This is a genomic window from Pseudomonas sp. LLC-1 (assembly GCF_002992185.1).
In the GTDB taxonomy this organism is placed as follows: domain Bacteria; phylum Pseudomonadota; class Gammaproteobacteria; order Pseudomonadales; family Pseudomonadaceae; genus Aquipseudomonas; species Aquipseudomonas monteilii.
In genome coordinates this window covers 68,410-89,459 of record NZ_LUVY01000015.1, presented here as the reverse complement: position 1 = coordinate 89,459, position 21,050 = coordinate 68,410, and the positions used below count along the sequence as shown (strand labels likewise).

The 21,050-nt window shown below is 63.1% G+C and carries 25 protein-coding genes; 13 read left to right on the top strand and 12 right to left on the bottom strand.

Annotation, left to right across the window (positions count from 1 at the left end):
- Positions 1–33 precede the first annotated feature (33 nt).
- Positions 34–342: a hypothetical protein gene (locus tag A0O30_RS15530; RefSeq protein ID WP_105947096.1), complete on the top strand. Its 309-nt coding sequence runs from the start codon at positions 34–36 to the stop codon at positions 340–342.
- A gap of 133 nt (positions 343–475) precedes the next feature.
- On the opposite strand, the gene A0O30_RS15525 is transcribed toward A0O30_RS15530, so the two are convergent.
- Positions 476–1,453, bottom strand: coding sequence for an NADPH:quinone reductase (locus A0O30_RS15525; protein ID WP_105947095.1), 978 nt, complete (start codon positions 1,451–1,453; stop codon positions 476–478).
- Between the two features lie 135 nt (positions 1,454–1,588).
- On the opposite strand from A0O30_RS15525, the gene hemF reads away from it, so the two are divergent.
- Both hemF and aroE read left to right on the top strand, forming a co-directional pair.
- Positions 1,589–2,500 (top strand): oxygen-dependent coproporphyrinogen oxidase, encoded by a 912-nt coding sequence (gene hemF / locus A0O30_RS15520; RefSeq protein ID WP_105947094.1) that lies wholly within the window; start codon positions 1,589–1,591, stop codon positions 2,498–2,500.
- 25 nt (positions 2,501–2,525) lie between these two features.
- Positions 2,526–3,350: a shikimate dehydrogenase gene (gene aroE, locus A0O30_RS15515; RefSeq protein ID WP_003253098.1), complete on the top strand. Its 825-nt coding sequence runs from the start codon at positions 2,526–2,528 to the stop codon at positions 3,348–3,350.
- 129 nt (positions 3,351–3,479) lie between these two features.
- Here the strand turns inward: aroE and A0O30_RS15510 are convergent, their stop codons facing one another.
- The 3 genes from A0O30_RS15510 to betC form a co-directional block, all read right to left on the bottom strand.
- Entirely contained in the window at positions 3,480–5,045 is a 1,566-nt protein-coding gene (locus A0O30_RS15510) for a SulP family inorganic anion transporter (protein WP_105947093.1), read from the bottom strand.
- 116 nt (positions 5,046–5,161) lie between these two features.
- Positions 5,162–6,085 carry a choline ABC transporter substrate-binding protein gene (gene choX / locus A0O30_RS15505; protein WP_105947092.1) on the bottom strand — a complete coding sequence of 308 codons (924 nt, stop codon included), beginning with the start codon at positions 6,083–6,085 and terminating at the stop codon, positions 5,162–5,164.
- Between the two features lie 14 nt (positions 6,086–6,099).
- Positions 6,100–7,617, bottom strand: a complete 1,518-nt coding sequence (gene betC, locus A0O30_RS15500) for a choline-sulfatase (protein WP_105947091.1) — start codon at positions 7,615–7,617, stop codon at positions 6,100–6,102.
- 108 nt (positions 7,618–7,725) lie between these two features.
- Here betC and A0O30_RS15495 point away from each other — a divergent pair, with 108 nt between their 5' ends.
- Together A0O30_RS15495 and A0O30_RS15490 are read left to right on the top strand one after the other, a co-directional pair.
- Entirely contained in the window at positions 7,726–8,625 is a 900-nt protein-coding gene (locus A0O30_RS15495; protein ID WP_105947090.1) for a LysR family transcriptional regulator, read from the top strand.
- Positions 8,626–8,648: 23 nt separating this feature from the next.
- Complete coding sequence (locus A0O30_RS15490; RefSeq protein ID WP_019098078.1) at positions 8,649–8,981, top strand: DOPA 4,5-dioxygenase family protein; 333 nt, start codon at positions 8,649–8,651, stop codon at positions 8,979–8,981.
- Positions 8,982–9,101: 120 nt separating this feature from the next.
- Here A0O30_RS15490 and trpA read toward each other — a convergent pair whose 3' ends face one another.
- Entirely contained in the window at positions 9,102–9,911 is an 810-nt protein-coding gene (trpA, locus tag A0O30_RS15485) for a tryptophan synthase subunit alpha (RefSeq protein WP_105947089.1), read from the bottom strand.
- Entirely contained in the window at positions 9,908–11,125 is a 1,218-nt protein-coding gene (gene trpB / locus A0O30_RS15480) for a tryptophan synthase subunit beta (protein WP_105947088.1), read from the bottom strand. Before trpB ends, trpA begins: the two co-directional genes overlap by 4 nt.
- A 110-nt stretch (positions 11,126–11,235) precedes the next feature.
- On the opposite strand from trpB, the gene A0O30_RS15475 reads away from it, so the two are divergent.
- The gene (locus A0O30_RS15475) at positions 11,236–12,132 is read left to right on the top strand and encodes a LysR family transcriptional regulator (protein WP_105947087.1); all 897 of its coding nucleotides are present in this window, start codon (positions 11,236–11,238) and stop codon (positions 12,130–12,132) included.
- On the opposite strand, the gene A0O30_RS15470 is transcribed toward A0O30_RS15475, so the two are convergent.
- Complete coding sequence (locus tag A0O30_RS15470) at positions 12,129–12,452, bottom strand: YqjD family protein (RefSeq protein WP_016712811.1); 324 nt, start codon at positions 12,450–12,452, stop codon at positions 12,129–12,131. The two genes, A0O30_RS15475 and A0O30_RS15470, sit on opposite strands and share 4 nt — an antisense overlap.
- Positions 12,453–12,603: 151 nt before the next feature.
- Between A0O30_RS15470 and A0O30_RS15465 the strand changes: the two genes are divergently transcribed.
- On the top strand, positions 12,604–12,819 hold the full coding sequence (locus A0O30_RS15465) for a dodecin (protein ID WP_003253076.1): 216 nt from the start codon (positions 12,604–12,606) through the stop codon (positions 12,817–12,819).
- Between the two features lie 101 nt (positions 12,820–12,920).
- Complete coding sequence (locus A0O30_RS15460; protein WP_019098081.1) at positions 12,921–13,142, top strand: DUF1161 domain-containing protein; 222 nt, start codon at positions 12,921–12,923, stop codon at positions 13,140–13,142.
- A gap of 99 nt (positions 13,143–13,241) precedes the next feature.
- Here the strand turns inward: A0O30_RS15460 and A0O30_RS15450 are convergent, their stop codons facing one another.
- On the bottom strand, positions 13,242–14,246 hold the full coding sequence (locus A0O30_RS15450; RefSeq protein WP_019098082.1) for an LLM class flavin-dependent oxidoreductase: 1,005 nt from the start codon (positions 14,244–14,246) through the stop codon (positions 13,242–13,244).
- A gap of 154 nt (positions 14,247–14,400) precedes the next feature.
- Between A0O30_RS15450 and A0O30_RS15445 the strand changes: the two genes are divergently transcribed.
- Positions 14,401–14,826, top strand: a complete 426-nt coding sequence (locus A0O30_RS15445; protein WP_105947086.1) for an OsmC family protein — start codon at positions 14,401–14,403, stop codon at positions 14,824–14,826.
- 73 nt (positions 14,827–14,899) lie between these two features.
- The gene (locus tag A0O30_RS15440) at positions 14,900–15,133 is read left to right on the top strand and encodes a DUF1161 domain-containing protein (RefSeq protein WP_016484243.1); all 234 of its coding nucleotides are present in this window, start codon (positions 14,900–14,902) and stop codon (positions 15,131–15,133) included.
- A 35-nt stretch (positions 15,134–15,168) separates the two neighbouring features.
- Here A0O30_RS15440 and A0O30_RS15435 read toward each other — a convergent pair whose 3' ends face one another.
- Together A0O30_RS15435 and A0O30_RS15430 are read right to left on the bottom strand one after the other, a co-directional pair.
- Positions 15,169–15,582 carry a hypothetical protein gene (locus A0O30_RS15435; protein ID WP_105947085.1) on the bottom strand — a complete coding sequence of 138 codons (414 nt, stop codon included), beginning with the start codon at positions 15,580–15,582 and terminating at the stop codon, positions 15,169–15,171.
- Between the two features lie 55 nt (positions 15,583–15,637).
- Positions 15,638–16,051, bottom strand: coding sequence for a hypothetical protein (locus A0O30_RS15430; RefSeq protein ID WP_104833660.1), 414 nt, complete (start codon positions 16,049–16,051; stop codon positions 15,638–15,640).
- Between the two features lie 85 nt (positions 16,052–16,136).
- On the opposite strand from A0O30_RS15430, the gene A0O30_RS15425 reads away from it, so the two are divergent.
- Positions 16,137–17,210, top strand: a complete 1,074-nt coding sequence (locus A0O30_RS15425; protein ID WP_105947084.1) for an aminopeptidase — start codon at positions 16,137–16,139, stop codon at positions 17,208–17,210.
- Between the two features lie 124 nt (positions 17,211–17,334).
- On the opposite strand, the gene A0O30_RS15420 is transcribed toward A0O30_RS15425, so the two are convergent.
- Positions 17,335–17,985, bottom strand: a complete 651-nt coding sequence (locus A0O30_RS15420; protein ID WP_105947257.1) for an HAD family hydrolase — start codon at positions 17,983–17,985, stop codon at positions 17,335–17,337.
- Positions 17,986–18,005: 20 nt separating this feature from the next.
- Complete coding sequence (locus tag A0O30_RS15415; protein WP_016712820.1) at positions 18,006–18,554, bottom strand: gamma carbonic anhydrase family protein; 549 nt, start codon at positions 18,552–18,554, stop codon at positions 18,006–18,008.
- Between the two features lie 102 nt (positions 18,555–18,656).
- Here A0O30_RS15415 and prlC point away from each other — a divergent pair, with 102 nt between their 5' ends.
- On the top strand, positions 18,657–20,708 hold the full coding sequence (gene prlC, locus A0O30_RS15410) for an oligopeptidase A (protein ID WP_256589684.1): 2,052 nt from the start codon (positions 18,657–18,659) through the stop codon (positions 20,706–20,708).
- Entirely contained in the window at positions 20,705–20,986 is a 282-nt protein-coding gene (locus A0O30_RS15405; RefSeq protein WP_016712822.1) for a YheV family putative zinc ribbon protein, read from the top strand. Before prlC ends, A0O30_RS15405 begins: the two co-directional genes overlap by 4 nt.
- Positions 20,987–21,050: the final 64 nt, after the last annotated feature.

The window sequence follows — 21,050 nt, the reverse complement described above, 5'->3', positions numbered from 1 at the left end:
TAACGACTGGGTGGGGCCATGAAGCGAGATCTAATGATGAAGAAGATTGTTCCAGATCCACCCCTACCCTGCACCTCCACCCGCCCCTTCGGCCGCTGCGACGCCGGCCATGACCCACTCTTCACCGTCAACCCGAACATTTCCGCCGAGGACGCTCTGGTCCATGTCGCCCTGTACCTGCGTGGTGCGTATGAGACGGGTTCCAAAGCATTGGAGTATCTGCGCGAAGAAGGCCGTGGCATGTACTGGTCGAGCCTGCATTCCATTGAACTGGCGGAGGGGTTGGTGGAATCGATACTCGATGGGATCGAGTCGCCGACCGATCCGCAGAAGAAGGTGTGAGGGCTGACAGGTATCCGCCTTGATGCATTCATCGTCTGTGAGATCGAGCGCCGCCCGCGCGGCGCTCGGTTTCATAGGCGCTGCAAACCTCACGGCGAACACCTGGCCGCCCTGATGCAATCTTCAGCCTGGCTCAAGGCAGCAGTACGGTCGACCCCACAGTCCGCCGCGCCGACAACTCCGCCTGCGCTTTGGCCGCTTCACTCAGCGGATACCGCTGCTGGATATCCACAACCAGCTTGCCACTCGCAATCATCGCAAACAGGTCATCGGCCATGGCCTGGGTGTTCTCGGCATTGTTGGCATAGCTCGCCAACGTTGGGCGGGTCACATACAGCGACCCCTTCTGCGCCAGAATCCCCAGGTTAACCCCGCTCACCGCGCCCGAGGCATTGCCAAAGCTCACCATCAACCCACGCGGTTGCAGGCAATCCAGCGAGGTCAGCCAGGTATCGGCACCCACGCCGTCGTACACCACCGGGCATTTCTTGCCATCGGTCAGCTCCAGCACGCGCTTGGCCACATCTTCACGGCTGTAGTCGATGGTTTCCCACGCCCCCAGCGCCTTGGCCCGCTCGGCCTTTTCGGCAGAACTCACGGTACCGATCAGCTTGGCGCCCAACGCCTTGGCCCACTGGCACGCCAGCGAACCCACACCGCCAGCCGCCGCGTGGAACAGGATCACGTCACCCGCCTTCACCTCATAGGTCTGCTTCAGCAGGTACTGCACGGTCAAACCCTTGAGCATCACCGCCGCTGCCTGCTCGAAGCTGATGCTGTCGGGCAGCTTGACCAGGTTGGCCTCCGGCAGTGTATGCACCTCGCTGTACGCACCCAGCGGGCCGCCGGCATGGGCCACGCGATCCCCTACCTTCAACCGAGTAACGCCTTCGCCCACGGCCTCGACCACACCTGCGGCTTCGGTGCCCAGGCCCGAAGGCAGGGACGGCGGTGCGTACAGCCCACTGCGGAAGTAGGTATCGATGAAGTTCAGGCCGATGGCATGGTTACGCACGCGCACCTGCTGCGGCCCCGGTGGGGCGGGTTCGAATTCCACAAACTGCAGCACTTCCGGGCCGCCATGCTGGCTGAACTGGATACGCTTGGCCATCTCGCACTCCTGTCGTCGGGATCGGGAAAAGGCCTTCTATCGGACGCCTTTGCTTGATCGCCGTCAACTGCGGCGCGCGCGCTGGCGGTGGTATGCTACGCGGCGAATTCTTCCCTGCCCGTTCCTGGTGACCCGATGACTAGCCGCACCGAGGCCGTGAAAGCCTACCTGCTCGACCTGCAAGACCGCATCTGCTCTGCCCTCGAAGCTGAAGACGGCGGCGCCCGCTTCGTCGAGGACGCCTGGGTGCGCGAAGCCGGTGGCGGGGGCCGCACGCGGGTGATCGGCGACGGCAAGGTGATCGAGAAAGGCGGGGTCAACTTCTCCCATGTGTTCGGTGCGGGTCTGCCGCCCTCGGCCAGTGCCCACCGCCCTGAGCTGGCGGGCCGTGGCTTCGAGGCCTTGGGCGTGTCGCTGGTGATTCACCCGCACAACCCGCATGTGCCTACGTCCCACGCCAACGTGCGCTTCTTCATTGCCGAAAAGGAAGGTGAAGAGGCCGTGTGGTGGTTCGGTGGTGGCTTCGACCTGACCCCGTACTACGGCAATGAAGAAGACTGCATCCACTGGCACCGCGTGGCTGAGCAGGCCTGCGCGCCGTTCGGTGCCGACGTGTACCCGCGCTACAAGGCCTGGTGCGACCGCTACTTCCACCTCAAGCACCGGGGCGAGCCACGCGGCATTGGCGGGCTGTTCTTCGATGACTTGAACGAGTGGGATTTCGACATCTGCTTCGCCTTCATCCGCGCCATCGGCGATGCCTACGTCAACGCCTACCTGCCGATCATCCAGCGCCGCAAGGACACGCCCTACACCCCGCAGCAGCGCGAGTTTCAGGAATACCGTCGTGGCCGCTACGTGGAGTTCAACCTGGTCTACGACCGTGGCACCCTGTTCGGCCTGCAGTCGGGTGGCCGTACCGAGTCCATCCTCATGTCGCTGCCGCCGCAGGTTCGTTGGGGCTACGACTGGAAGGCTGCGCCCGGCAGCGAAGAAGCGCGCCTGACCGAGTACTTCTTGCAAGACCGCGACTGGCTTGGCCAGTAAGCCTGTGGACAACCAAGGAACCGCCATGGACCAGTACGTCGTTTTCGGTAATCCCATCGGCCACAGCAAGTCGCCGCTGATCCACCGCCTGTTCGCCGAGCAGACCGGCCAGGACCTGGAATACGCCACCCTGCTGGCGCCGCTGGACGAGTTCAGCGATTGCGCGCGCGGCTTCTTCAAGCAAGGCAGCGGCGGCAACGTTACCGTGCCGTTCAAGGAAGAGGCCTACCGCCTGTGCGACAGCCTGACCCCGCGTGCCCGGCGCGCTGGGGCGGTGAATACGCTGAGCAAGCTGGCCGATGGCACCCTGCAGGGCGACAACACCGATGGCGCTGGCCTGGTGCGCGACCTGACGGTGAATGCCGGGGTCGAGCTGGCCGGCAAGCGCATTCTCATACTCGGTGCTGGCGGCGCCGTGCGTGGCGTGCTGGAGCCGATCCTCGCGCACAAGCCTCAGTCGCTGGTGATTGCCAACCGAACTGTGGAAAAAGCCGAGCAACTGGCGCGTGAGTTCGATGAACTGGGGCCGGTGGTGGCCAGCGGGTTTGCCTGGTTGCAGGAGCCGGTGGATGTGATCATCAATGCCACCTCGGCGAGCCTGGCCGGGGAATTGCCTCCGATTGCCGATAGCCTGGTCGAGGCGGGGCGTACGGTTTGCTACGACATGATGTATGGCAAGGAGCCTACGCCGTTTTGCCAGTGGGCTACCAAGCTGGGTGCGGCCAAGGTGCTGGATGGGTTGGGGATGCTGGCGGAGCAGGCGGCTGAAGCCTTCTTTATCTGGCGTGGGGTTCGGCCGGATACGGCGCCGGTTTTGGCTGAACTGCGCCGGCAACTGGCTCGGGGCTGAGATTGTCGGGGCCGCTTTGCGGCCCATCGCGACACAAGGCCGCTCCCACAAAGTACGCCATACGCCGATCCACTGTGGGAGCGGCCTTGTGTCGCGATGGGCTGCAAAGCAGCCCCAAGGATTTAAGCCTCACTCCTCAAAGCGGATCGGGCACAACTCCGCCCCCTCCAGCTTCTGCAACTCTTCGACCACCTGCGGCCTGGCCCGGTGCAAGGTCAAACTCCCCCCCGTGCGCATCAACCGCCGCGCCTCGCGGTGCAACATATCCACACCCGAGTAATCGATAAAATTCACCTGTCGCGCATCGATCACCACATGCGGCCCCTGGCAACGCTGCAAGCGCACCTGCAGGTAATGCGCGGCACCAAAGAAGATCGACCCGCCCACCCGCAATACATCCGCATCACCTTCACGGCTCTGCTGTACCCGTGGCCGTGACGTGCGCTTCAGATAGAAGAACAGCGACGCCAGCACCCCGGCATAGATCGCCGTCTGCAATTCCAGCAACAAGGTCGCCGCCGCCGTCAGTGCCATTACCAGAAACTCCGAGCGGCTGACCCGGAACAGCGCGCGAATCCCCCGATGGTCCACCAACCCCCAACAGATCAGCAAAATGCTGCCGGCCATGGCGGGTATCGGCAGGTGTGCGATCAACCCGGCGCCGGTAACGGCGAACAACGCTACCCACAGCGCCGAAAACACCCCGGCCATGGGCGAACGGGCACCTGCCTCATAGCTCAGGCCCGAGCGGGTGAAGGAGCCGGCAGACAGATAACCGGAGAAAAACGCCCCTGCGATGTTCGACAGGCCCTGTGCCCGTATTTCCTGATCCGGGTCGATTAGCTGTTCTGAGCGTGCCGAGAGAGAGCGGGCAATCGACAGGCTGGTGACCAGCCCCAGCATGCCCACCGCCACAGCGCTGGGTAGAAGGCGAAGCATGAGTTCCACGTCCAGCAAGGGCAGCGGACTGATCGGCGGAAGCTGCCCGGTAAACGCAGTCACCCGCGGCACATGGCCAAAGAAACCCGGCAGCAGCCACGCAGCCAGGCTGACCAGCATCAGGCTTATCAACAGGCTCGGCCAGCGGGGGCGCCAAAATTTGAGCGCCACGCCGATCACCACAGTGGCCAGGCCGAGTATCAGGGATGGCAGGTCGACGTCGCCGGCATGGCTGGCCAGGTCTTGCACGGTCTTCAGCGCCGTAGCCTGGCTGGGCAGGTCCATGCCCAGCAGGTTGGGCATCTGACCCAGGGCAATGACGATGGCAGCACCCAGTGTGAAGCCGAGCACCACGGAATGGGAGACGAAGTTGACCAGCGCACCAAACCGCAAAAGCCCGAGTAGTAGCTGGAAGATGCCGCCGAGGAAGGTCAGCAGCAGTACCAGGGTGATGTAATCGGCGCTGCCCGCCACGGCCAGCGGGCTGATGCTGGCGTAGAGGACGATGGATATGGCAGCGGTCGGGCCGCAGATCAGGTGCCAGGATGAACCCCATAGGCAAGCGATCAGCACCGGCACGATGGCGGCGTACAGGCCATATTCGGCGGGCAGGCCGGCGATCAGGGCGTAGGCGATGGATTGCGGCAGGGCAAGGATGGCACCGCTCAGGCCCACCAGCAGGTCCTGGCGCAGGCTGCGGCCCGATTGGCGGGGGAGCCAGGTGAGGAAGGGCAGCAGGTGGATGATGCGATGCATGGGTTACCCAAATTCCTGTAGGTACACTGTCCCCCTGTGGGAGCGGGTTCACCCGCGAATGCGTCTGTTGCTCCACTATCGCATTCGCGGGTGAACCCGCTCCCACAGGGATCGGTTTACAGCTTTGTCATTACTGCTTCGCGGGCATCGGCGCCACTTTTTGTGGTTACCCCAGCCAACCAATCATTCAACAGCTCGGGATGTGCCTTCACCCAAGCCTTGGCCGCTTCATCAAAGCTGATCTTCTTGTCCACAACCTCGGCCATGATGCTGTTTTCCATGTCCAGCGTGAACTTGAGGTTACCCAAGAGCTTCGCCGCATTCGGGCAGGCTTGTGGATAACCCTTGCGGGTCAGCGTATACACCTCGCCTTTGCTGCCGAACCACTTCTCCCCGCCGGTCAGGTAGTGCATCTTCAGCTTCACGTTCATCGGGTGCGGTGTCCAGCCGAGGAAGGTAATGAACTGCTGCTTCTTCACTGCCCGGTCGACCTGCGCCAGCATCGCCTGCTCACTGGACTCCACCAGCTTCCACTGACCAAGGTTGAATTCATTCTTGTCGATGATTTCCTTCAGCGACAGGTTGGCCGGTGCGCCGGAGCCGATGCCATACAGCTTCTTGTCGAACTGGTCGGCGTGCTTCTGCAGGTCGGCAAAGTCTTTCACCCCGGCATTCCACACATAGTCGGGCACCGCCAGGGTGAACTCTGTTCCCTCCAGGTTGCGCGACAGCTGCTGCACATCGCCGTTGGCGATGAACTTGTCATGGAAACCTTGCTGGGCCGGCATCCAGTTGCCAAGGAAGGCGTCGACACGGCCATCCTTCAAGCCACCGTAGATGATCGGTACGGCCAGGCTGTCGATTTTCACCTGGTAGCCCAGGCTTTCCAGTAACAGGCGGGCCACGGCATTGGTCGAAGCGATATCGCTCCAGCCGGGGTCGGCCATTTTCACGGTGCTGCATTGCGCGTCGCTGTCGGCGGCGTGGGCCGTGGCGGCGCCCAGGGCCAGGGCGAACACGGCGGCGGAGAACTTGTGCATGGCGGCCTCTCTTCTCAATCCATGGGTGCGGGCTGTGGATAACGTGCCTTGCGCTCGAGGTCGTCGAGATCGATGTGGTTGCGCATGTACTGTTGGCTGGCGTCCACCAGCGGTTGGTGGTCCCAGCTTTTCAGCTTGCCGATGGCCAGCGCTTCGGCCACCAGGCGGCGGCGGCGCTGGCTGGCCAACACCTGCTGGCGCAGGCTGGGGATATCCCAGCGCTGCTGTGCTTCATCGACAAATGCCTGCAGCAGCGCCTGATGGTCCGGGCTGCCGGTGAGGTTCTCCCGCTCGTGCGGGTCGCGGCTCAGGTCATAGAGTAGGCACGGGTCGTCTTCGCTGTACACGAACTTGTACGGCCCACGGCGGATCATCATCAGCGGGCCCACGGTGCCTTCGGCCATGTATTCGCCGATCACTTCGTCGTGGCCGCCCTGCCCTTGCAGGTGGCTTACCAGCGAGCGGCCGTCCAGGTGCAGGTGGTTATCCACAGCGCCGCCCGCGAGTTCGACCAGGGTTGGCAACAGGTCGCAGGTGGAGACCGAGGCGCTGACCCGGCCTGCTGCGAAGCGCTTCGGCGCATGCACCAGCAGCGGTACCCGCGCCGACATCTCGAACCAGTGCATTTTGTACCAGAGGCCACGCTCGCCAAGCATGTCGCCGTGGTCGCCGGAGAACACGATCAGGGTGTCGTCGGCCAGGTTGCATTCCTCCAGGGTTTGCAGCAGCTGGCCGATGTTGTCGTCAATGTAGCTGCAAGCGCCAAAGTAGGCGCGGCGGGCATCGCGGATCTTGTCCACAGGTAGCGGTTTGTTCCACAGGTCGTAGACCTTGAGCAGGCGCTGCGAGTGCGGGTCGAGTTCCGACTGGCTGAACCCGGCGTGGGGCATGGGGATATCCACACCCTCGTAGCGGTCCCAGTAGCGCTTGGGGATGGTGTACGGGTCGTGCGGGTGGGTCATGGACACGGTCAGGCAGAACGGCCGGCCATCGTTCTCGCGCACATGGTCGTACAGGTACTGGCGCGCCTTGAACACCACCTCTTCGTCGAAATCCAGCTGGTTGGTGCGCACGCATGGGCCGGCCTGCAGCACCGAGGACATGTTGTGGTACCAGCTGGGGCGCACATCCGGTTCGTCCCAGTTCACCGCCCAGCCGTAGTCGGCGGGGTAGATATCGCTGGTCAGGCGTTCTTCATAGCCGTGCAGCTGGTCCGGGCCGCAGAAGTGCATCTTGCCCGACAGTGCTGTGCGGTAGCCCAGCCGGCGCAGGTAGTGGGCATAGGTTGGCACGTCTGCGGGGAAGTCGGCGGCGTTGTCGTAGGCGCCGATGCGGCTGGGCAACTGGCCGCTGACCAGGGTGAAGCGCGACGGCGCGCACAGCGGGCTGTTGCAGTAGGCCGAGTCGAACACCACCGCCTGCTCGGCCAGGCGGCTAAGGTGCGGCATCTGGATGGGCGAAGGGGCGTAGATCGGCAGCAAAGGTGCGGCCATCTGGTCGGCCATGATGAACAGGATATTCGGGCGCGTCATGGTGGCTTCCATCGTTGAGGGTTATGCGAACCGCTTGCCTACCAAGATGCGACTGTGGCTAACATGGGTAAAGCCCATGGCGGGCAATGACTGGGATTAGCTGTGCTTATGTTTGATCACCTCGCCGAGCTGTCACTGGATACCTTGCGTGTGTTCGAGGCGGCAGCGCGTCTGCGCAGCTTTACTGCCGCCGCGCTGGAGCTGGGTACCACACAACCGGCCGTGAGCCAGCAGGTGAAGCGCCTGGAAGCGCAGTTGGGCACGCGCCTGTTCGACCGGATCTACCGGGGCATCGAGCTGACCGAAGCCGGACAGGTGCTGTTCGAGCAGGTGCATCAGGGATTGCAGGCGATGGATGACGGCATTGCCCAAGCCAGCGGGCGTGGCCAGCGCGAGGTGCTGCAGGTGGCCACTGACTTTGCCTTTGCCGCGTTCTGGCTGATGCCCCGGTTGCAGCGCTTTCACGAAGCTTATCCACAGGTGGATGTGAGCCTGGTGACCGGTGAGCGCAGCCAGGGCATGTTGCGGCCGGACATCGATGTGGCGGTGCTGTTTGGCGATGGGCGCTTTCACCAGGGCGAAAGCCGCTGGCTGTTCGATGAGGAAGTGTTCCCGGTGTGCAGCCCCCGCCTGACCCATGGCAAACCCTTGTCAGCCGTGGCTTTGCAACAGTTGCCCCTGTTGCATTTGAAGGGCGAGCAGGCCAGCCGCTGGTTTGATTGGGCGGGGGTGTTTCGCGGGTTTGGCGTGGCCAGCCCGCCACCTGCGGGGCAGTTGCGCTTTGACAACTACACCTTGCTGATCCAGGCGGCGATTGCCGGTCAGGGTGTGGCGATTGGTTGGCGGCACCTGGTGGATGGCCTGGTGGATCAAGGCTTGCTATGTCGGCCATTAGAGGGGAGCCTGACGTCGAGTCGGGGCTATTATCTGGTTTTGCCACCGCGCAAGCGGCGCGGGGCGTTGATCGAGCGGTTCGTCAGCTGGCTGGAGCAGGAGCGCAGTGGCTGATGGCGGTGTAATCGGGAGTTATCGTGCAAAGAATCAAGGGTTACCACGCACACGTTTATTACGACGCGGCAACGATGGAACAGGCACGTGAGCTGTGTGAGGAGGCGGCGCGGCTGTTCCCTGTGACCATGGGGCGTATGCACCAGAAGCCGGTTGGGCCGCATCCGGACTGGAGTTGCCAGCTGGCGTTCGAGCCGGAATTTGTCGGAGTGGTGTTGCCTTGGTTGGCGCTGTACCGCAAGGGATTGGTGGTGTTCATGCACCCGCTGACCGGAGATGAGCTGGCGGATCACCGGGACCATGCGATCTGGATGGGGGCTGTGCGGCCTTTGGATCTGTCTATTTTTGGTGGGTAAATCTCAGTTGCCTGTGATGGCCTCATCGCCGGCAAGCCAGCTCCCACAGGATTTTCACAGGGCCTGAGGGCGGCGCTGTACCTGTGGGAGCTGGCTTGCCGGCGATGAAGGCGACGCGGTTTAGCGACGAGCCCCGCGCACGCCTTCAGCCAGTGCCGAGCACAGGCTCAATACATCACTCACTGCCTGGTCGGCACTCTTGGCCTGGGCAATCTTGTCGACCAGCGCCGACCCCACCACCACACCATCCGCCAAGCGGGCGATGTTCGCGGCCTGCTCCGGCGTACGAATGCCGAAACCAACGCTGATCGGCAGATCGGTATGCCGACGCAGGCGGGCAATGGCCTCGGTCACGTGCTCGGTGGTCGCCGAGCCGGCACCGGTTACACCGGCCACCGACACGTAGTAGACGAACCCGGAGCTGCGCTCCAGCACGCGCGGCAGGCGCGCATCGTCGGTGGTCGGGGTGGTCAGGCGGATGAAGTCGATACCGGCGGCCTGGGCCGGGGTGGCCAGTTCGGCGTCATGCTCGGGCGGCAGGTCGACGATGATCAGGCCATCGACCCCAGCTTGCTTGGCTTCAGCCACGAACTTTTCCACGCCAAAGCGGTGGATCGGGTTGTAGTAGCCCATCAGCACGATCGGCGTGGTGTGGTTATCCACACGGAATTCGCGAACCATCTGCAGGGTCTTGGCCAGCGTCTGGCCAGCTTCCAGGGCGCGCAGGGTGGCCAGCTGGATGGCCACGCCGTCGGCCATCGGGTCGGTGAACGGCATGCCCAGTTCGATCACGTCGGCGCCAGCGGCCGGCAGCCCCTTGAGGATCTGCAGCGAGGCGTCGTAGCCCGGGTCGCCTGCGGTGACGAAGGTGACCAGTGCCGAACGGCCTTCGGCCTTCAGTTCGGCGAAGCGTTGTTCAAGACGGCTCATGCCTGTTTCTCCTGGGCGGCCATGTGGTTCATGACGGTTTGCATGTCTTTGTCGCCGCGGCCCGACAGGCACACGACCATCAGGTGGTCCTTGGGCAGCTTCGGTGCGCGCTTGATTGCTTCGGCCAGGGCGTGGGAGCTTTCCAGGGCCGGGATGATGCCTTCCAGGCGGCAGGTGGCGTGGAACGCATCCAGCGCTTCGTCGTCGGTGATGCTGACGTACTCGACGCGCTTCACTTCGTGCAGGTAGGCGTGCTCAGGGCCAATGCCCGGGTAGTCCAGGCCTGCGGAAATCGAGTGGGCGTCGGTGATCTGGCCGTCTTCATCCTGCAGCAGGTAGGTGCGGTTGCCGTGCAACACGCCCGGTACTCCGCCGTTCAGGCTGGCGGCGTGCTTGTCGGTGTGCACGCCGTGGCCACCGGCTTCGACGCCGATGATCTGCACGCTTGGCTCTTCGAGGAATTCATGGAACAGGCCCATGGCGTTGGAACCACCCCCCACGCAGGCAACCAGGCTGTCTGGCAGGCGGCCTTCTTTTTCTTGCAGCTGGCCGCGGGTTTCCTTGCCGATGATCGACTGGAAGTCACGGACCATGGCCGGGTACGGGTGTGGGCCGGCCACGGTACCGATCAGGTAGAAGGTGTCTTCGACGTTGGTGACCCAGTCACGCAGGGCTTCGTTCATGGCGTCTTTCAGGGTGCCGGTGCCGGCAGTGACCGGGACGATCTCGGCGCCCAGCAGTTTCATGCGGAACACGTTGGCCTGCTGGCGCTCGATGTCGGTGGCGCCCATGTAGATCACGCAAGGCAGGCCGAAGCGGGCGGCGACGGTGGCAGTGGCCACGCCGTGCATGCCGGCGCCGGTTTCGGCGATCAGGCGCTTCTTGCCCATGCGCTTGGCCAGCAGCACCTGGCCGATGCAGTTGTTCACCTTGTGCGCGCCGGTATGGTTGAGCTCTTCACGCTTGAAGAAGATCTTGGCGCCGCCACAGTGTTCGGTCAGGCGCTCGGCGAAGTACAGCGGGTTCGGGCGGCCGATGTAGTCGCGCTGGAAGTAGGCCAGCTCTTCGAGGAACTTGGGGTCTGCCTTGGCCGCTTCGTATTCGCGGGCCAGGTCCAGCACCAGTGGCATCAGGGTTTCGGCCACGTAGCGGCCGCCGAACGAGCCGAACAGGCCGTTGGCGTCGGGGCCGGGGCGGTATTGGGACTGGGTCATGGGGCGCTCCAGGGCGTAATGAATGAGTGATGGGCTTTACTCTAACCACGGCAAGCTCGGCTGAAAACCGATAAGATTGCGCAAACTTGTCAGAAAAACTCACAGGTAAAATGGCCCACGACCTCCCTCCCCTCAATGCACTGCGGGCATTCGAAGCCACCGCCCGGCTTAACAGCGTCAGTCAGGCGGCCGAGGCTCTTCATGTGACCCACGGTGCCGTCAGCCGGCAGATCAAGGTGCTTGAAGAGCACTTGGGCGTGGCCCTGTTCGTCAAGGACGGACGCGGCATCAAACTCACAGATGCCGGGGTGCGCCTGCGTGATGCCAGCGGCGAAGCCTTCGACCGGCTGCGCAGCGTGTGCGCCGAGCTCAGCCGTGATGTCAGCGAAGCGCCGTTCGTGTTGGGCTGCTCCGGTAGCCTGCTGGCGCGCTGGTTCATCCCACGGCTGGGGCGGCTACAGGCGGATTTGCCCGAGCTGCGCCTGCACCTGTCGGCGGGTGAAGGTGACCTCGACCCGCGACGACCCGGGCTGGACGCGCTGTTGGTGTATGCCGAGCCGCCGTGGCCTGCGGACATGCAGGTGTATGTACTGGCCGAGGAACGTATCGGGCCAGTGGTGAGCCCCCATTACGCCGGCTTTGAACGCTTGCAGGGGGCGCCTGCCAAGGCGTTGCTGGGTGAAGCCCTGCTGCACACCACCTCGCGCCCGCAGGCCTGGCCCACCTGGGCGCTGGAACAGAGGCTGGACCCTGCAGCCATTCACTATGGCCAGGCGTTCGAGCACCTGTATTACTTGCTGGAAGCCGCTGTGGCGGGCTTGGGTGTGGCGATTGCGCCACAGCCATTGGTCGCTGATGACCTGCGTGCGGGCCGCTTGAGTGCGCCGTGGGGCTTTTCCCCTACGCCTGCCGCGCTGGCGCTGTGGGTGCCCAGGCGCGCCGCAGACGGGCGCGCCGAGCAGTTGGCGCAGTGGCTACGTGCCGAATTGGCGCGGCAGAGCGCCTAGTTGCGTTTGCACATCAGGTAGGCCGCCAGCAGGCCCAGTGCGCCAATGGCCACGCCAGCGGTGGTGTACGGGTGTTCCTGGGCATAGTCGCGGGTGGCGATGCCGGTCTGACGGGTGCGCTGTTTCACCTCTTCGTAGGCATCGCTCAGCAGGCTGCGCGAATGACGAAGGGCACTTTCAGCGTTGCTGCGGATTGCCTTCACCGACTTCTGGGACTCTTCCGACGCATCGTGCTTGAGGTTCTCCAGGCTTTTCAGAAGGCTCTCGATCTCCGCTTCCATGCTTTCCAGGGACGTTTTACGCAGCGAATTACGGTGCATGTTGACTCTCCTTTGCAGTATGGGCTGTAAGAAGTGCGACCGTTGGCTTGCGTGAAAGTGCGATCGAACTTTGGCCATGGGTGACGGTTCGCAGATAAACCAGGCCTGCGCTGCTAGGCTAAAAAATCACCGTCACCCAAGGAGAGCGCTCATGACCGATCATCACACGTACAAGAAGATCGAACTGGTGGGGTCTTCGCCTACCAGCATCGAAGAGGCGATCAACAATGCCCTGGCCGAAGCGGGCAAGAGCATCAAGCACCTGGAGTGGTTCGAGGTGGTCGATACCCGTGGCCATATCCGCGATAACAAGGCCGCGCACTTCCAGGTCACGCTGAAAGTCGGTTTCCGTATCGCCAACAGCTGATGCTGCGCCGGGGTAGATGATCCCGGCTTGATGGGGTATTTAGGAAGGGGGCGCCTTGGCGGGCGCCCTTTCTGATTTCATCTGCACAAGGAAAGCGATCGATGAACAAACTGATTCTGGCCCTGGGCCTGATGACCCTGGCTGGCGGCGCCATGGCGGCGGGCAAGCCGTGCGAAGAGCTGAAGGCGGAGATTGCGGCCAAGCTGGATGCCAAGGGCGTGAAGGGGTACACCCTGGAGATCGTCAACAAGGGCGACCCGGCCGGCAAGGTAATTGGTAGCTGCGAAGCCGGTACCAAGGAAATTGTGTACCGCCGCGGCTAATGTGCTGGATTCTTCGCGGGCTTGCCCGCTCCCACAAGTACTCCACAGGTTTCAGCATCTGTGCAGTCTATGTGGGAGCGGGCGAGCCCGCGAAGAAGGTCACTCGGCTTTCAAGGCCTGCGCCAACAGTTCATAGGACCTCACCCGGTCCGCATGCTCATACAAGTCACAGGTAAAGATCAGCTCATCCGCTCCGGTTTGCTCCAGCAGCACCTCCACCTTGGCCCGTACCTTCTGCGGGCTGCCGATCATCGCCAGGCCCAGGAAGCTACCCACAGCATCCCGCTCATGGGGCAGCCACAATCCATCCATGCTTTCGACCGGCGGCTTTTGCATCAGGCTCTGCCCGCGAATCAGCGCCAGAATGCGCTGGTAAACCGAGGTAGCCAGGTACTCGGCCTTTTCATCGGTTTCGGCCACCACCATGGGGATGCCCAGCATCACATACGGCTTGTCCAGCGTGGTCGATGGTTTGAAGTGGTTGCGGTAAACGCGGATGGCCTCGTGCATGTAGCGCGGTGCGAAGTGCGAGGCGAAGGCGTAGGGCATACCGCGCATCCCGGCCAGCTGGGCGCTGAACAGGCTGGAGCCCAGCAACCACATGGGTACGTCGGTGTCATGCCCCGGTACGGCGATCACTTTTTGATCATCGGTGCGTGGGCCGAGGTAGCGCGACAGCTCCTCGACATCGTCCGGGAAGTCGTCCGGGCCACCGGCGCGGTCGCGGCGCAAGGCGTAAGCCGTCATCTGGTCGGAACCTGGTGCACGGCCCAGGCCCAGGTCGATTCGCCCGGGGTACAGGCTGGCCAGGGTGCCGAACTGCTCGGCGATTACCAGTGGCGCGTGGTTGGGCAGCATCACTCCACCTGAGCCCACGCGAATGGTCGACGTCCCCCCGGCCAGGTAACCGATCAGCACCGAGGTGGCCGAACTGGCGATGCCGTCCATGTTGTGGTGCTCGGCCACCCAGAAGCGGTTGTAGCCAAAGCGCTCGACGTGTTGCGCCAGGTCCAGCGAATTGCGCAGCGACTGCGCCGGGCCTGCGTCGGCGCGCACCGGCACCAGGTCGAGGGTGGAAATTTTCAGGTCACGCAGCTGCGTCATCGGAGCCTCCGCAAAGGTGGTTGGCCAGCGGCCTTTTCAACTCTGTATGGGCACATTCGGGGGATTCAATGCTTGCCGTGCGATTGGTCTGAACTTGCTGCAGGCGACAGGCCTCTGAACCCATAAGCTCGTAACCGAAAGACCAGGAGGCAGCATGAAAAAGACAGCATCGGCGATCTGGCAAGGTGGCCTGAAGGACGGCACCGGCCTGCTTTCTACCGAAAGCGGCGCGCTCAAGCAGAACCCTTACGGCTTCAATACCCGTTTTGAAGGCTCGCCGGGCACCAACCCGGAAGAGTTGATTGGTGCAGCGCATGCGGGCTGTTTTTCGATGGCTTTGTCGATGATGCTGGGCGAAGCCGGGCTTACTGCCGACCGGATCGACACCGCTGCCGAAGTGACGCTCGACAAGCTGCCCGATGGGTTTGCCATTACCGCCGTGCATCTGGTGCTCAGGGCGAAGGTGGCTGGTGCAAGCGAAGCGCAGTTTCTGGAGATAGCCAACAAGGCCAAGGAAGGGTGCCCCGTGTCCAAGGTGCTGAACGCGAAGATCAGCCTGGATGCCGCGCTGGTTGGCTGAAGCGGCGCAACGGTGGCGGTTTGCTGTAGTCTAAACAGCGTCGGCAGCACGCTGCCTCTTCAGGAGCCGTTCCATGATTCGCGTAGCAATCGCCGTGTTGGCTTCCCTGGTTGCCACCTCCACGTTGGCGGCAGTGAAACCGTGCGAGGAGCTGAAAGCCGAGATCGAGGCCAAGATCCAGGCGCAGGGCGTGCCCTCCTACACCTTGGAGATCGTGCCCAACAGCGAGGTCAAGGACCAGAATATGGTGGTCGGGACCTGCGATGGCGGGACGAAGAAGATCATCTACCAGAAGAATGACCAGTAGCTTTGAGACCCGGGGCTGCCTGGCAGCCCCGGCTTTCACGGAATACAGAACACTTCGCTAGGCTCGTTCACCAGCACCTTGCGGCTGGCATCGTACAGCAGCACCTGCGGCTCCATCACCGGAGCCCGAGCCTCCAGGCGATAGCGCTCACCGGCCTTGAAGTTGTCAAAGCGCACGGTCAGGTAGCAGGTGCGGTCCCGGGGCTCGCTCATGATGCCGCCGGAGTAGATTTCATAATCGAAGCGCACAACCAGTTCGTGCTTGCCGGGCGTTACCTGGAAGTAACGGCCATCCTCCAGGCGTTTTCCGTCAAGGCGGTCGGCCATGATCACCCGGCCGGGGGTCATGGTGTAGAGGTCGACCCAGGCCTGCTTGGGGTCGACGGGTGGCAAGGGGCTGGCGCAAGCCCCCAGTGCACTGAGGGCGATCAGCATCATGGGCTGGCGCATGGCAAGACTCCCACTTGCGATGTACAAGGTACAAGCATAGCGCCGTTTGCGGGGTTCAGGTGCGTTGGCAGCCTGCAGGCAGGCCTTGGCCGAGCAGTTTTTGCTGCTGATCGTAGAGCTTGATCCAGGGGCGGAAGCCAATGCTGCCGGCTTGCAGCTGGTAGCGCTGCCCGGCGCTGAAGTCCTTGAAGGTCAGCTTGACCTGGCAATCGCGCCACAGCGGCTCATCGACGGGGCCGATATTGCTGGGGGTAACCGGAAACTGGTAGCGCACGGTCAGCTCATGGCTGCCTGGTGGTACCTCAAAATAGCGGCTGTCGACCCACTCTCGTTCGTCGACCTGCACGGCGTGCAGCGACGTGTTGTCGTAGGGGGTGAGGTCGATCCAGGCCTGGTTCGGGTCCGGGTCTGGCAACGTTGAACAGGCACAAAGCAGCAACAGTGAACCGGCGACCAACAATGCACGCATGGCGAAACTCCCCCTTGGCGAGATAGTCTTGGAGCGAATCGGCCTTGAGCGAGTCAGACAGTCCCGGATGCTTCGACTTTTTCTTATGCAGCGCTCAGGCCCTGGGGCACTCGACCGCGTTTTCATCCGTTTGGTTCCCCTGCTGGCCGCGCTCCTGCTGAACGGTTGCAGCAGCGTTGCCTATTATGGGCAGTTGGCTGAGGGCCAGTGGCAATTGCTGCGTGCGCGACAGCCTGTCGCGCAGGTGATAGCCGACCCGGCGACACCCCCGCAATTACGATCGCACCTGGCACACGCTGAACAGGCGCGGGTCTTCGCCAGCCAGCAGCTGAAGCTGCCGGATAACCGCAGCTACCGGGTTTACGCCGACATTGGCCGGCCTTATGTGGTGTGGAACGTCTTCGCCACGCCCGAGTTGTCGTTGCAGCCTGTTACGCACTGCTTCCCGATTGCGGGGTGCGTGGCGTATCGCGGCTACTACCAGCAAGGCGCGGCCCGTGGGGCGGCGGCGCTGATGCGGCAAGACGGGCTGGATGTGTACGTTGGCGGTGTGGAGGCGTATTCGACGCTGGGGTGGTTCGATGACCCGATTCTCTCTTCGATGGTGGGCTGGGGCGACGAGCGCTTGGCCACGCTGATCTTCCATGAGCTGGCTCACCAGCGCTTTTATGTGCAGAACGACACCGAGTTCAACGAGTCGTTTGCCTCCTTCGTCGAGCAGGAAGGCACGCGGCAATGGCGCGTGGCGCGTGGGCTTGCCGCCATTGGCGGGGATCAGGGACAGCAGCGTGAGCAGTTCATCCGGCTGGTGCTGGCCAGCCGTGAGCGGCTGCAGGCGATCTATGCAGGCCCATTGGATGAAGCGCACAAGCGGCAGGCCAAGCGGGCCGAGTTCGAGCGCTTGAGGCGCGAGTACCGGCAGGTGCGTGATGGCCAGTGGGGCGGGGACAAGCGCTATGACGCCTGGGTGTATGGGCCGCTGAACAATGCCAAGTTGCTGCCGTTCGGGCTTTATGACCAATGGGTGCCGGCGTTTGAGGCGCTGTTCCGCGAGGTGGGCGGGGATTGGGGGCGGTTTTATGAGCGGGTCGAGCAACTGGGGCGGTTGCCGATTGCTGACAGGAAGGCGGCGTTACAGAGGTTGATGGTTAGGTCGTGAGATATTGGGGCCGCTTTGCGGCCCTTTCGCGACACAAGGCCGCTCCCACAAAGGTCCCGCGTACGCCGATCAATGTGGGAGCGGCCTTGTGTCGCGATGGGCTGCAAAGCAGCCCCAATGGCCATCAAGCCTTGATAAATGCCTGATGCATCTCGGCCAAGGTAGCAAAGTGGTAGGCCGGTTCTTCCGCCATCAACTCCTCCTGGCTACCAAACCCATACCCTACTGCCACGGCCTGCACGCCATTGCTGCGCGCGCCAATCAGGTCATGCTTGCGGTCGCCGATCATCAGCGTCTGTGCCGGGTCCAGCCCTTCTTCGTCCAGCAGGTGGCGAATCAGCTCGACCTTGTTGGTGCGGGTGCCGTCCAGCTCGCTGCCGTAGATCACCTTGAAGTGGTGGTCGAAGGCGAAGTGCCGGGCGATTTCACGGGCGAACTCCCAGGGTTTGGAGGTGGCGATGTACAGCGTGCGGCCTTGCCCGTTCAGGGCTTCAAGCAACTCCGGCACACCCTGGAACACCAGGTTCTCGTACAGGCCGGTGACGCGGAAGCGCTCCCGGTAGAAGTTCACCGCCTCCCAGGCCTTGGCTTCGTCGAAGCCGTAGAACTGCATGAAGGCTTGCAGCAAGGGTGGGCCAATGAAGTGCTCCAGGCGGGCCAGGTCCGGTTCATCGATACCCAGCTTGGCCAGGGCGTACTGGATCGAGCGGGTGATGCCCAGGCGTGGGTCAGTCAGGGTGCCGTCGAGGTCGAAAAGGATGTTTTGCTGGTACATGTTCGTCTCGGTAATCGGGATCATTCCGGTTGGTCGTAGCCTTCGGCCAGGTGCTGGTCCTTGAGCTTCACGTAGTTGCCGGCGCTGTAGGAGAAGAAGGCGCGCTCGTTGTCGTTCAGCAGCCGGGCCTGTTTCACCGGGCTGCCCATGTACAGGTAGCCACTGACCAGGCGTTTGCCGGGCGGCACCAGGCTGCCGGCGCCGATGATCACTTCGTCCTCGACGATGGCGCCGTCCATGATGGTGCTGCCCATGCCGACCAGGATGCGGTTGCCCAGGGTGCAGCCGTGCAGCATCACTTTGTGGCCGATGGTTACTTCGTCGCCGATGATCAGCGGGAAGCCGTCCGGATTGAAAGGTCCGGCATGGGTGATGTGCAGCACGCTGCCATCCTGCACGCTGGTGCGTGCGCCGATGCGGATGCGGTGCATGTCGCCGCGCACCACGGTCAACGGCCAGACCGAGCTGTCTTCGCCAATCTCCACATCGCCCAGCACTACCGCCGAACGGTCGATAAAGGCCCGTGATCCCACTTTCGGAGTGTGTTGCTGGAAGCTTCGGATGGCCATGATAGCGTCTCTCATCTGTGCTGATAGGCAGGCTGCCTGCTGCGGTCGGCGTCGATTGTAATTAAGATGGGGCAGTGTTTCTTCTGCCAAGGTATCCAAACCGTGACTGCGAACAACCCGCTTCTGCAATCCCACGATCTGCCGCCCTTCTCGCAAATCCGTGCCGAACACGTGTTGCCGGCGATCGAAGCGATCCTGGCCGACAACCGTAAAGCCATTGCCGAGATCCTCGACAAGCAGGGCAAGCACCCCTCCTGGGCTGGCCTGGTGCTGGCCATGGATGAACTGAACGACCGCCTGGGTGCTGCCTGGAGCCCGGTCAGCCACCTGAATGCGGTGTGCAACAGCGCTGAACTGCGCGAGGCCTATGAGTCGTGCCTGCCGGCGTTGAGCGCCTACTCTACCGAACTGGGTCAGAACCGTGCGCTGTTCGACGCCTACCAGGCTTTGATCAACAGCCCCGAAGCCGCCGGTTTCGACGTGGCGCAAAAGACTATCCTCGAGCACGCCCTGCGTGACTTCCGCCTGTCGGGTATCGACCTGCCGGCAGACAAGCAGCAGCGTTACGCCGAAGTGCAGAGCAAGCTCAGCGAGCTGGGTAGCCACTTCTCCAACCAGCTGCTCGATGCTACCCAGGCCTGGACCAAGCATGTCACCGACGAAGCCGCGCTGGCTGGCCTGACCGACTCGGCCAAGGCGCAGATGGCCGCCGCGGCCCAGGCCAAGGGCCTCGACGGCTGGCTGATCACCCTGGAGTTCCCCAGCTACTACGCTGTAATGACCTACGCCAGCGACCGCGCCCTGCGCGAAGAGCTGTACGCCGCCTACTGCACCCGCGCCTCGGACCAGGGCCCGAACGCCGGCCAGTTCGACAACGGCCCGGTGATGCAGGAAATCCTCGGCTTGCGCCAGGAGCTGGCCGAGCTGCTGGGCTACAAGAACTACGCCGAGCTGAGCCTGGCCACCAAGATGGCCGAGTCCAGCGACCAGGTGCTGAACTTCCTGCGTGACCTGGCCAAGCGTTCCAAACCGTTTGCCGCTCAGGACCTGGAGCAGCTGAAGGCCTACGCCGCCGAACAAGGCTGCCCTGAGCTGGCCAGCTGGGACGCCGGCTACTTTGGCGAGAAGCTGCGCGAGCAACGCTACAGCGTGTCGCAGGAAGCCCTGCGTGCTTACTTCCCGATCGACAAGGTGCTGAACGGCCTGTTCAGCATCGTGCAGCGCCTGTACGGCATCGAAATCGCTGAGCTCAAGGGCTTCGACAGCTGGCACCCGGACGTGCGTCTGTTCGAAATCAAGGAAAACGGCCAGCATGTCGGTCGCTTCTTCTTCGACCTGTACGCCCGCGCCAACAAGCGCGGCGGCGCCTGGATGGACGGCGCCCGTGACCGTCGCCGCACTGCCGCTGGCGAGCTGCAGAGCCCGGTGGCCAACCTGGTTTGCAACTTCACCCCGGCCGCACCCGGCAAGCCGGCGCTGCTGACCCACGATGAAGTCACCACCCTGTTCCATGAGTTTGGCCATGGCCTGCACCACATGCTGACCCGCATCGAGCATGCCGGTGTCTCCGGCATCAACGGCGTGGCCTGGGACGCGGTCGAGCTGCCGAGCCAGTTCATGGAAAACTGGTGCTGGGAGCCCGAAGGCCTGGCGCTGATCTCCGCCCACTACGAAACCGGCGCCCCCCTGCCCCAGGACCTGCTGGACAAGATGCTGGCGGCTAAGAACTTCCAGTCGGGCATGATGATGGTGCGCCAGCTGGAGTTCTCGCTGTTCGACTTCGAACTGCATGCCACCCACGGCGATGGCCGCAGCGTGCTGCAGGTGCTCGAAGGCGTGCGCGACGAGGTGTCGGTGATGCGCCCACCGGCGTACAACCGCTTCCCTAACAGCTTTGCGCACATTTTCGCGGGCGGTTACGCAGCCGGCTACTACAGCTACAAGTGGGCTGAAGTGCTGTCGGCCGACGCCTTCTCGCGTTTCGAGGAAGAAGGCGTGCTGAATGCCGAGACTGGCCGCGCGTTCCGTGAGGCGATCCTGGCCCGTGGTGGTTCGCGCGAGCCAATGGAGCTGTTTGTCGACTTCCGTGGGCGTGAGCCTTCCATCGATGCGTTGCTGCGCCACAGTGGCCTCACCGAGAGCGCTGCAGCATGAGCGAGGTTGCTGTGAACAAGACCAAGAAACGCTTCATTGCCGGGGCGGTATGCCCGGCGTGCAGCGAGCCTGACAAGCTGATGATGTGGAGCGAAGACGACACCCCGCACCGCGAGTGTGTTGCCTGTGGCTTCACCGATACCCTCAACGAGCAGGGGCTTTCGGTGCCCAAGGAGCTTGGCACCCGGGTTAATCACCTGGCGCCGAAGGCTGCGCCGGCCAAGGTACAGACGGTGCAGTTCTTCCCGAATCCGAAGCTGAAGAAACCGGCTGAGTAATGCTGTGGTGCCACCCGGGTGCAAGGCCCGGGTGGTAGATAGTCAGGCCTTCTGGCATACGCTG

Excerpts from the sequence above, each read along its gene's own strand:
- A0O30_RS15530 (WP_105947096.1), top strand. The coding sequence starts at position 34 with ATGATGAAGAAGATTGTTCCAGATCCACCCCTACCCTGCACCTCCACC.
- A0O30_RS15525 (WP_105947095.1), bottom strand. The coding sequence starts at position 1,453 with ATGGCCAAGCGTATCCAGTTCAGCCAGCATGGCGGCCCGGAAGTGCTG.
- hemF (WP_105947094.1), top strand. The coding sequence starts at position 1,589 with ATGACTAGCCGCACCGAGGCCGTGAAAGCCTACCTGCTCGACCTGCAA.
- aroE (WP_003253098.1), top strand. The coding sequence starts at position 2,526 with ATGGACCAGTACGTCGTTTTCGGTAATCCCATCGGCCACAGCAAGTCG.
- A0O30_RS15510 (WP_105947093.1), bottom strand. The coding sequence starts at position 5,045 with ATGCATCGCATCATCCACCTGCTGCCCTTCCTCACCTGGCTCCCCCGC.
- choX (WP_105947092.1), bottom strand. The coding sequence starts at position 6,085 with ATGCACAAGTTCTCCGCCGCCGTGTTCGCCCTGGCCCTGGGCGCCGCC.
- betC (WP_105947091.1), bottom strand. The coding sequence starts at position 7,617 with ATGACGCGCCCGAATATCCTGTTCATCATGGCCGACCAGATGGCCGCA.
- A0O30_RS15495 (WP_105947090.1), top strand. The coding sequence starts at position 7,726 with ATGTTTGATCACCTCGCCGAGCTGTCACTGGATACCTTGCGTGTGTTC.
- trpA (WP_105947089.1), bottom strand. The coding sequence starts at position 9,911 with ATGAGCCGTCTTGAACAACGCTTCGCCGAACTGAAGGCCGAAGGCCGT.
- trpB (WP_105947088.1), bottom strand. The coding sequence starts at position 11,125 with ATGACCCAGTCCCAATACCGCCCCGGCCCCGACGCCAACGGCCTGTTC.
- A0O30_RS15475 (WP_105947087.1), top strand. The coding sequence starts at position 11,236 with ATGGCCCACGACCTCCCTCCCCTCAATGCACTGCGGGCATTCGAAGCC.
- A0O30_RS15470 (WP_016712811.1), bottom strand. The coding sequence starts at position 12,452 with ATGCACCGTAATTCGCTGCGTAAAACGTCCCTGGAAAGCATGGAAGCG.
- A0O30_RS15465 (WP_003253076.1), top strand. The coding sequence starts at position 12,604 with ATGACCGATCATCACACGTACAAGAAGATCGAACTGGTGGGGTCTTCG.
- A0O30_RS15460 (WP_019098081.1), top strand. The coding sequence starts at position 12,921 with ATGAACAAACTGATTCTGGCCCTGGGCCTGATGACCCTGGCTGGCGGC.
- A0O30_RS15450 (WP_019098082.1), bottom strand. The coding sequence starts at position 14,246 with ATGACGCAGCTGCGTGACCTGAAAATTTCCACCCTCGACCTGGTGCCG.
- A0O30_RS15445 (WP_105947086.1), top strand. The coding sequence starts at position 14,401 with ATGAAAAAGACAGCATCGGCGATCTGGCAAGGTGGCCTGAAGGACGGC.
- A0O30_RS15440 (WP_016484243.1), top strand. The coding sequence starts at position 14,900 with ATGATTCGCGTAGCAATCGCCGTGTTGGCTTCCCTGGTTGCCACCTCC.
- A0O30_RS15435 (WP_105947085.1), bottom strand. The coding sequence starts at position 15,582 with ATGCGCCAGCCCATGATGCTGATCGCCCTCAGTGCACTGGGGGCTTGC.
- A0O30_RS15430 (WP_104833660.1), bottom strand. The coding sequence starts at position 16,051 with ATGCGTGCATTGTTGGTCGCCGGTTCACTGTTGCTGCTTTGTGCCTGT.
- A0O30_RS15425 (WP_105947084.1), top strand. The coding sequence starts at position 16,137 with ATGCAGCGCTCAGGCCCTGGGGCACTCGACCGCGTTTTCATCCGTTTG.
- A0O30_RS15420 (WP_105947257.1), bottom strand. The coding sequence starts at position 17,985 with ATGTACCAGCAAAACATCCTTTTCGACCTCGACGGCACCCTGACTGAC.
- A0O30_RS15415 (WP_016712820.1), bottom strand. The coding sequence starts at position 18,554 with ATGGCCATCCGAAGCTTCCAGCAACACACTCCGAAAGTGGGATCACGG.
- A0O30_RS15405 (WP_016712822.1), top strand. The coding sequence starts at position 20,705 with ATGAGCGAGGTTGCTGTGAACAAGACCAAGAAACGCTTCATTGCCGGG.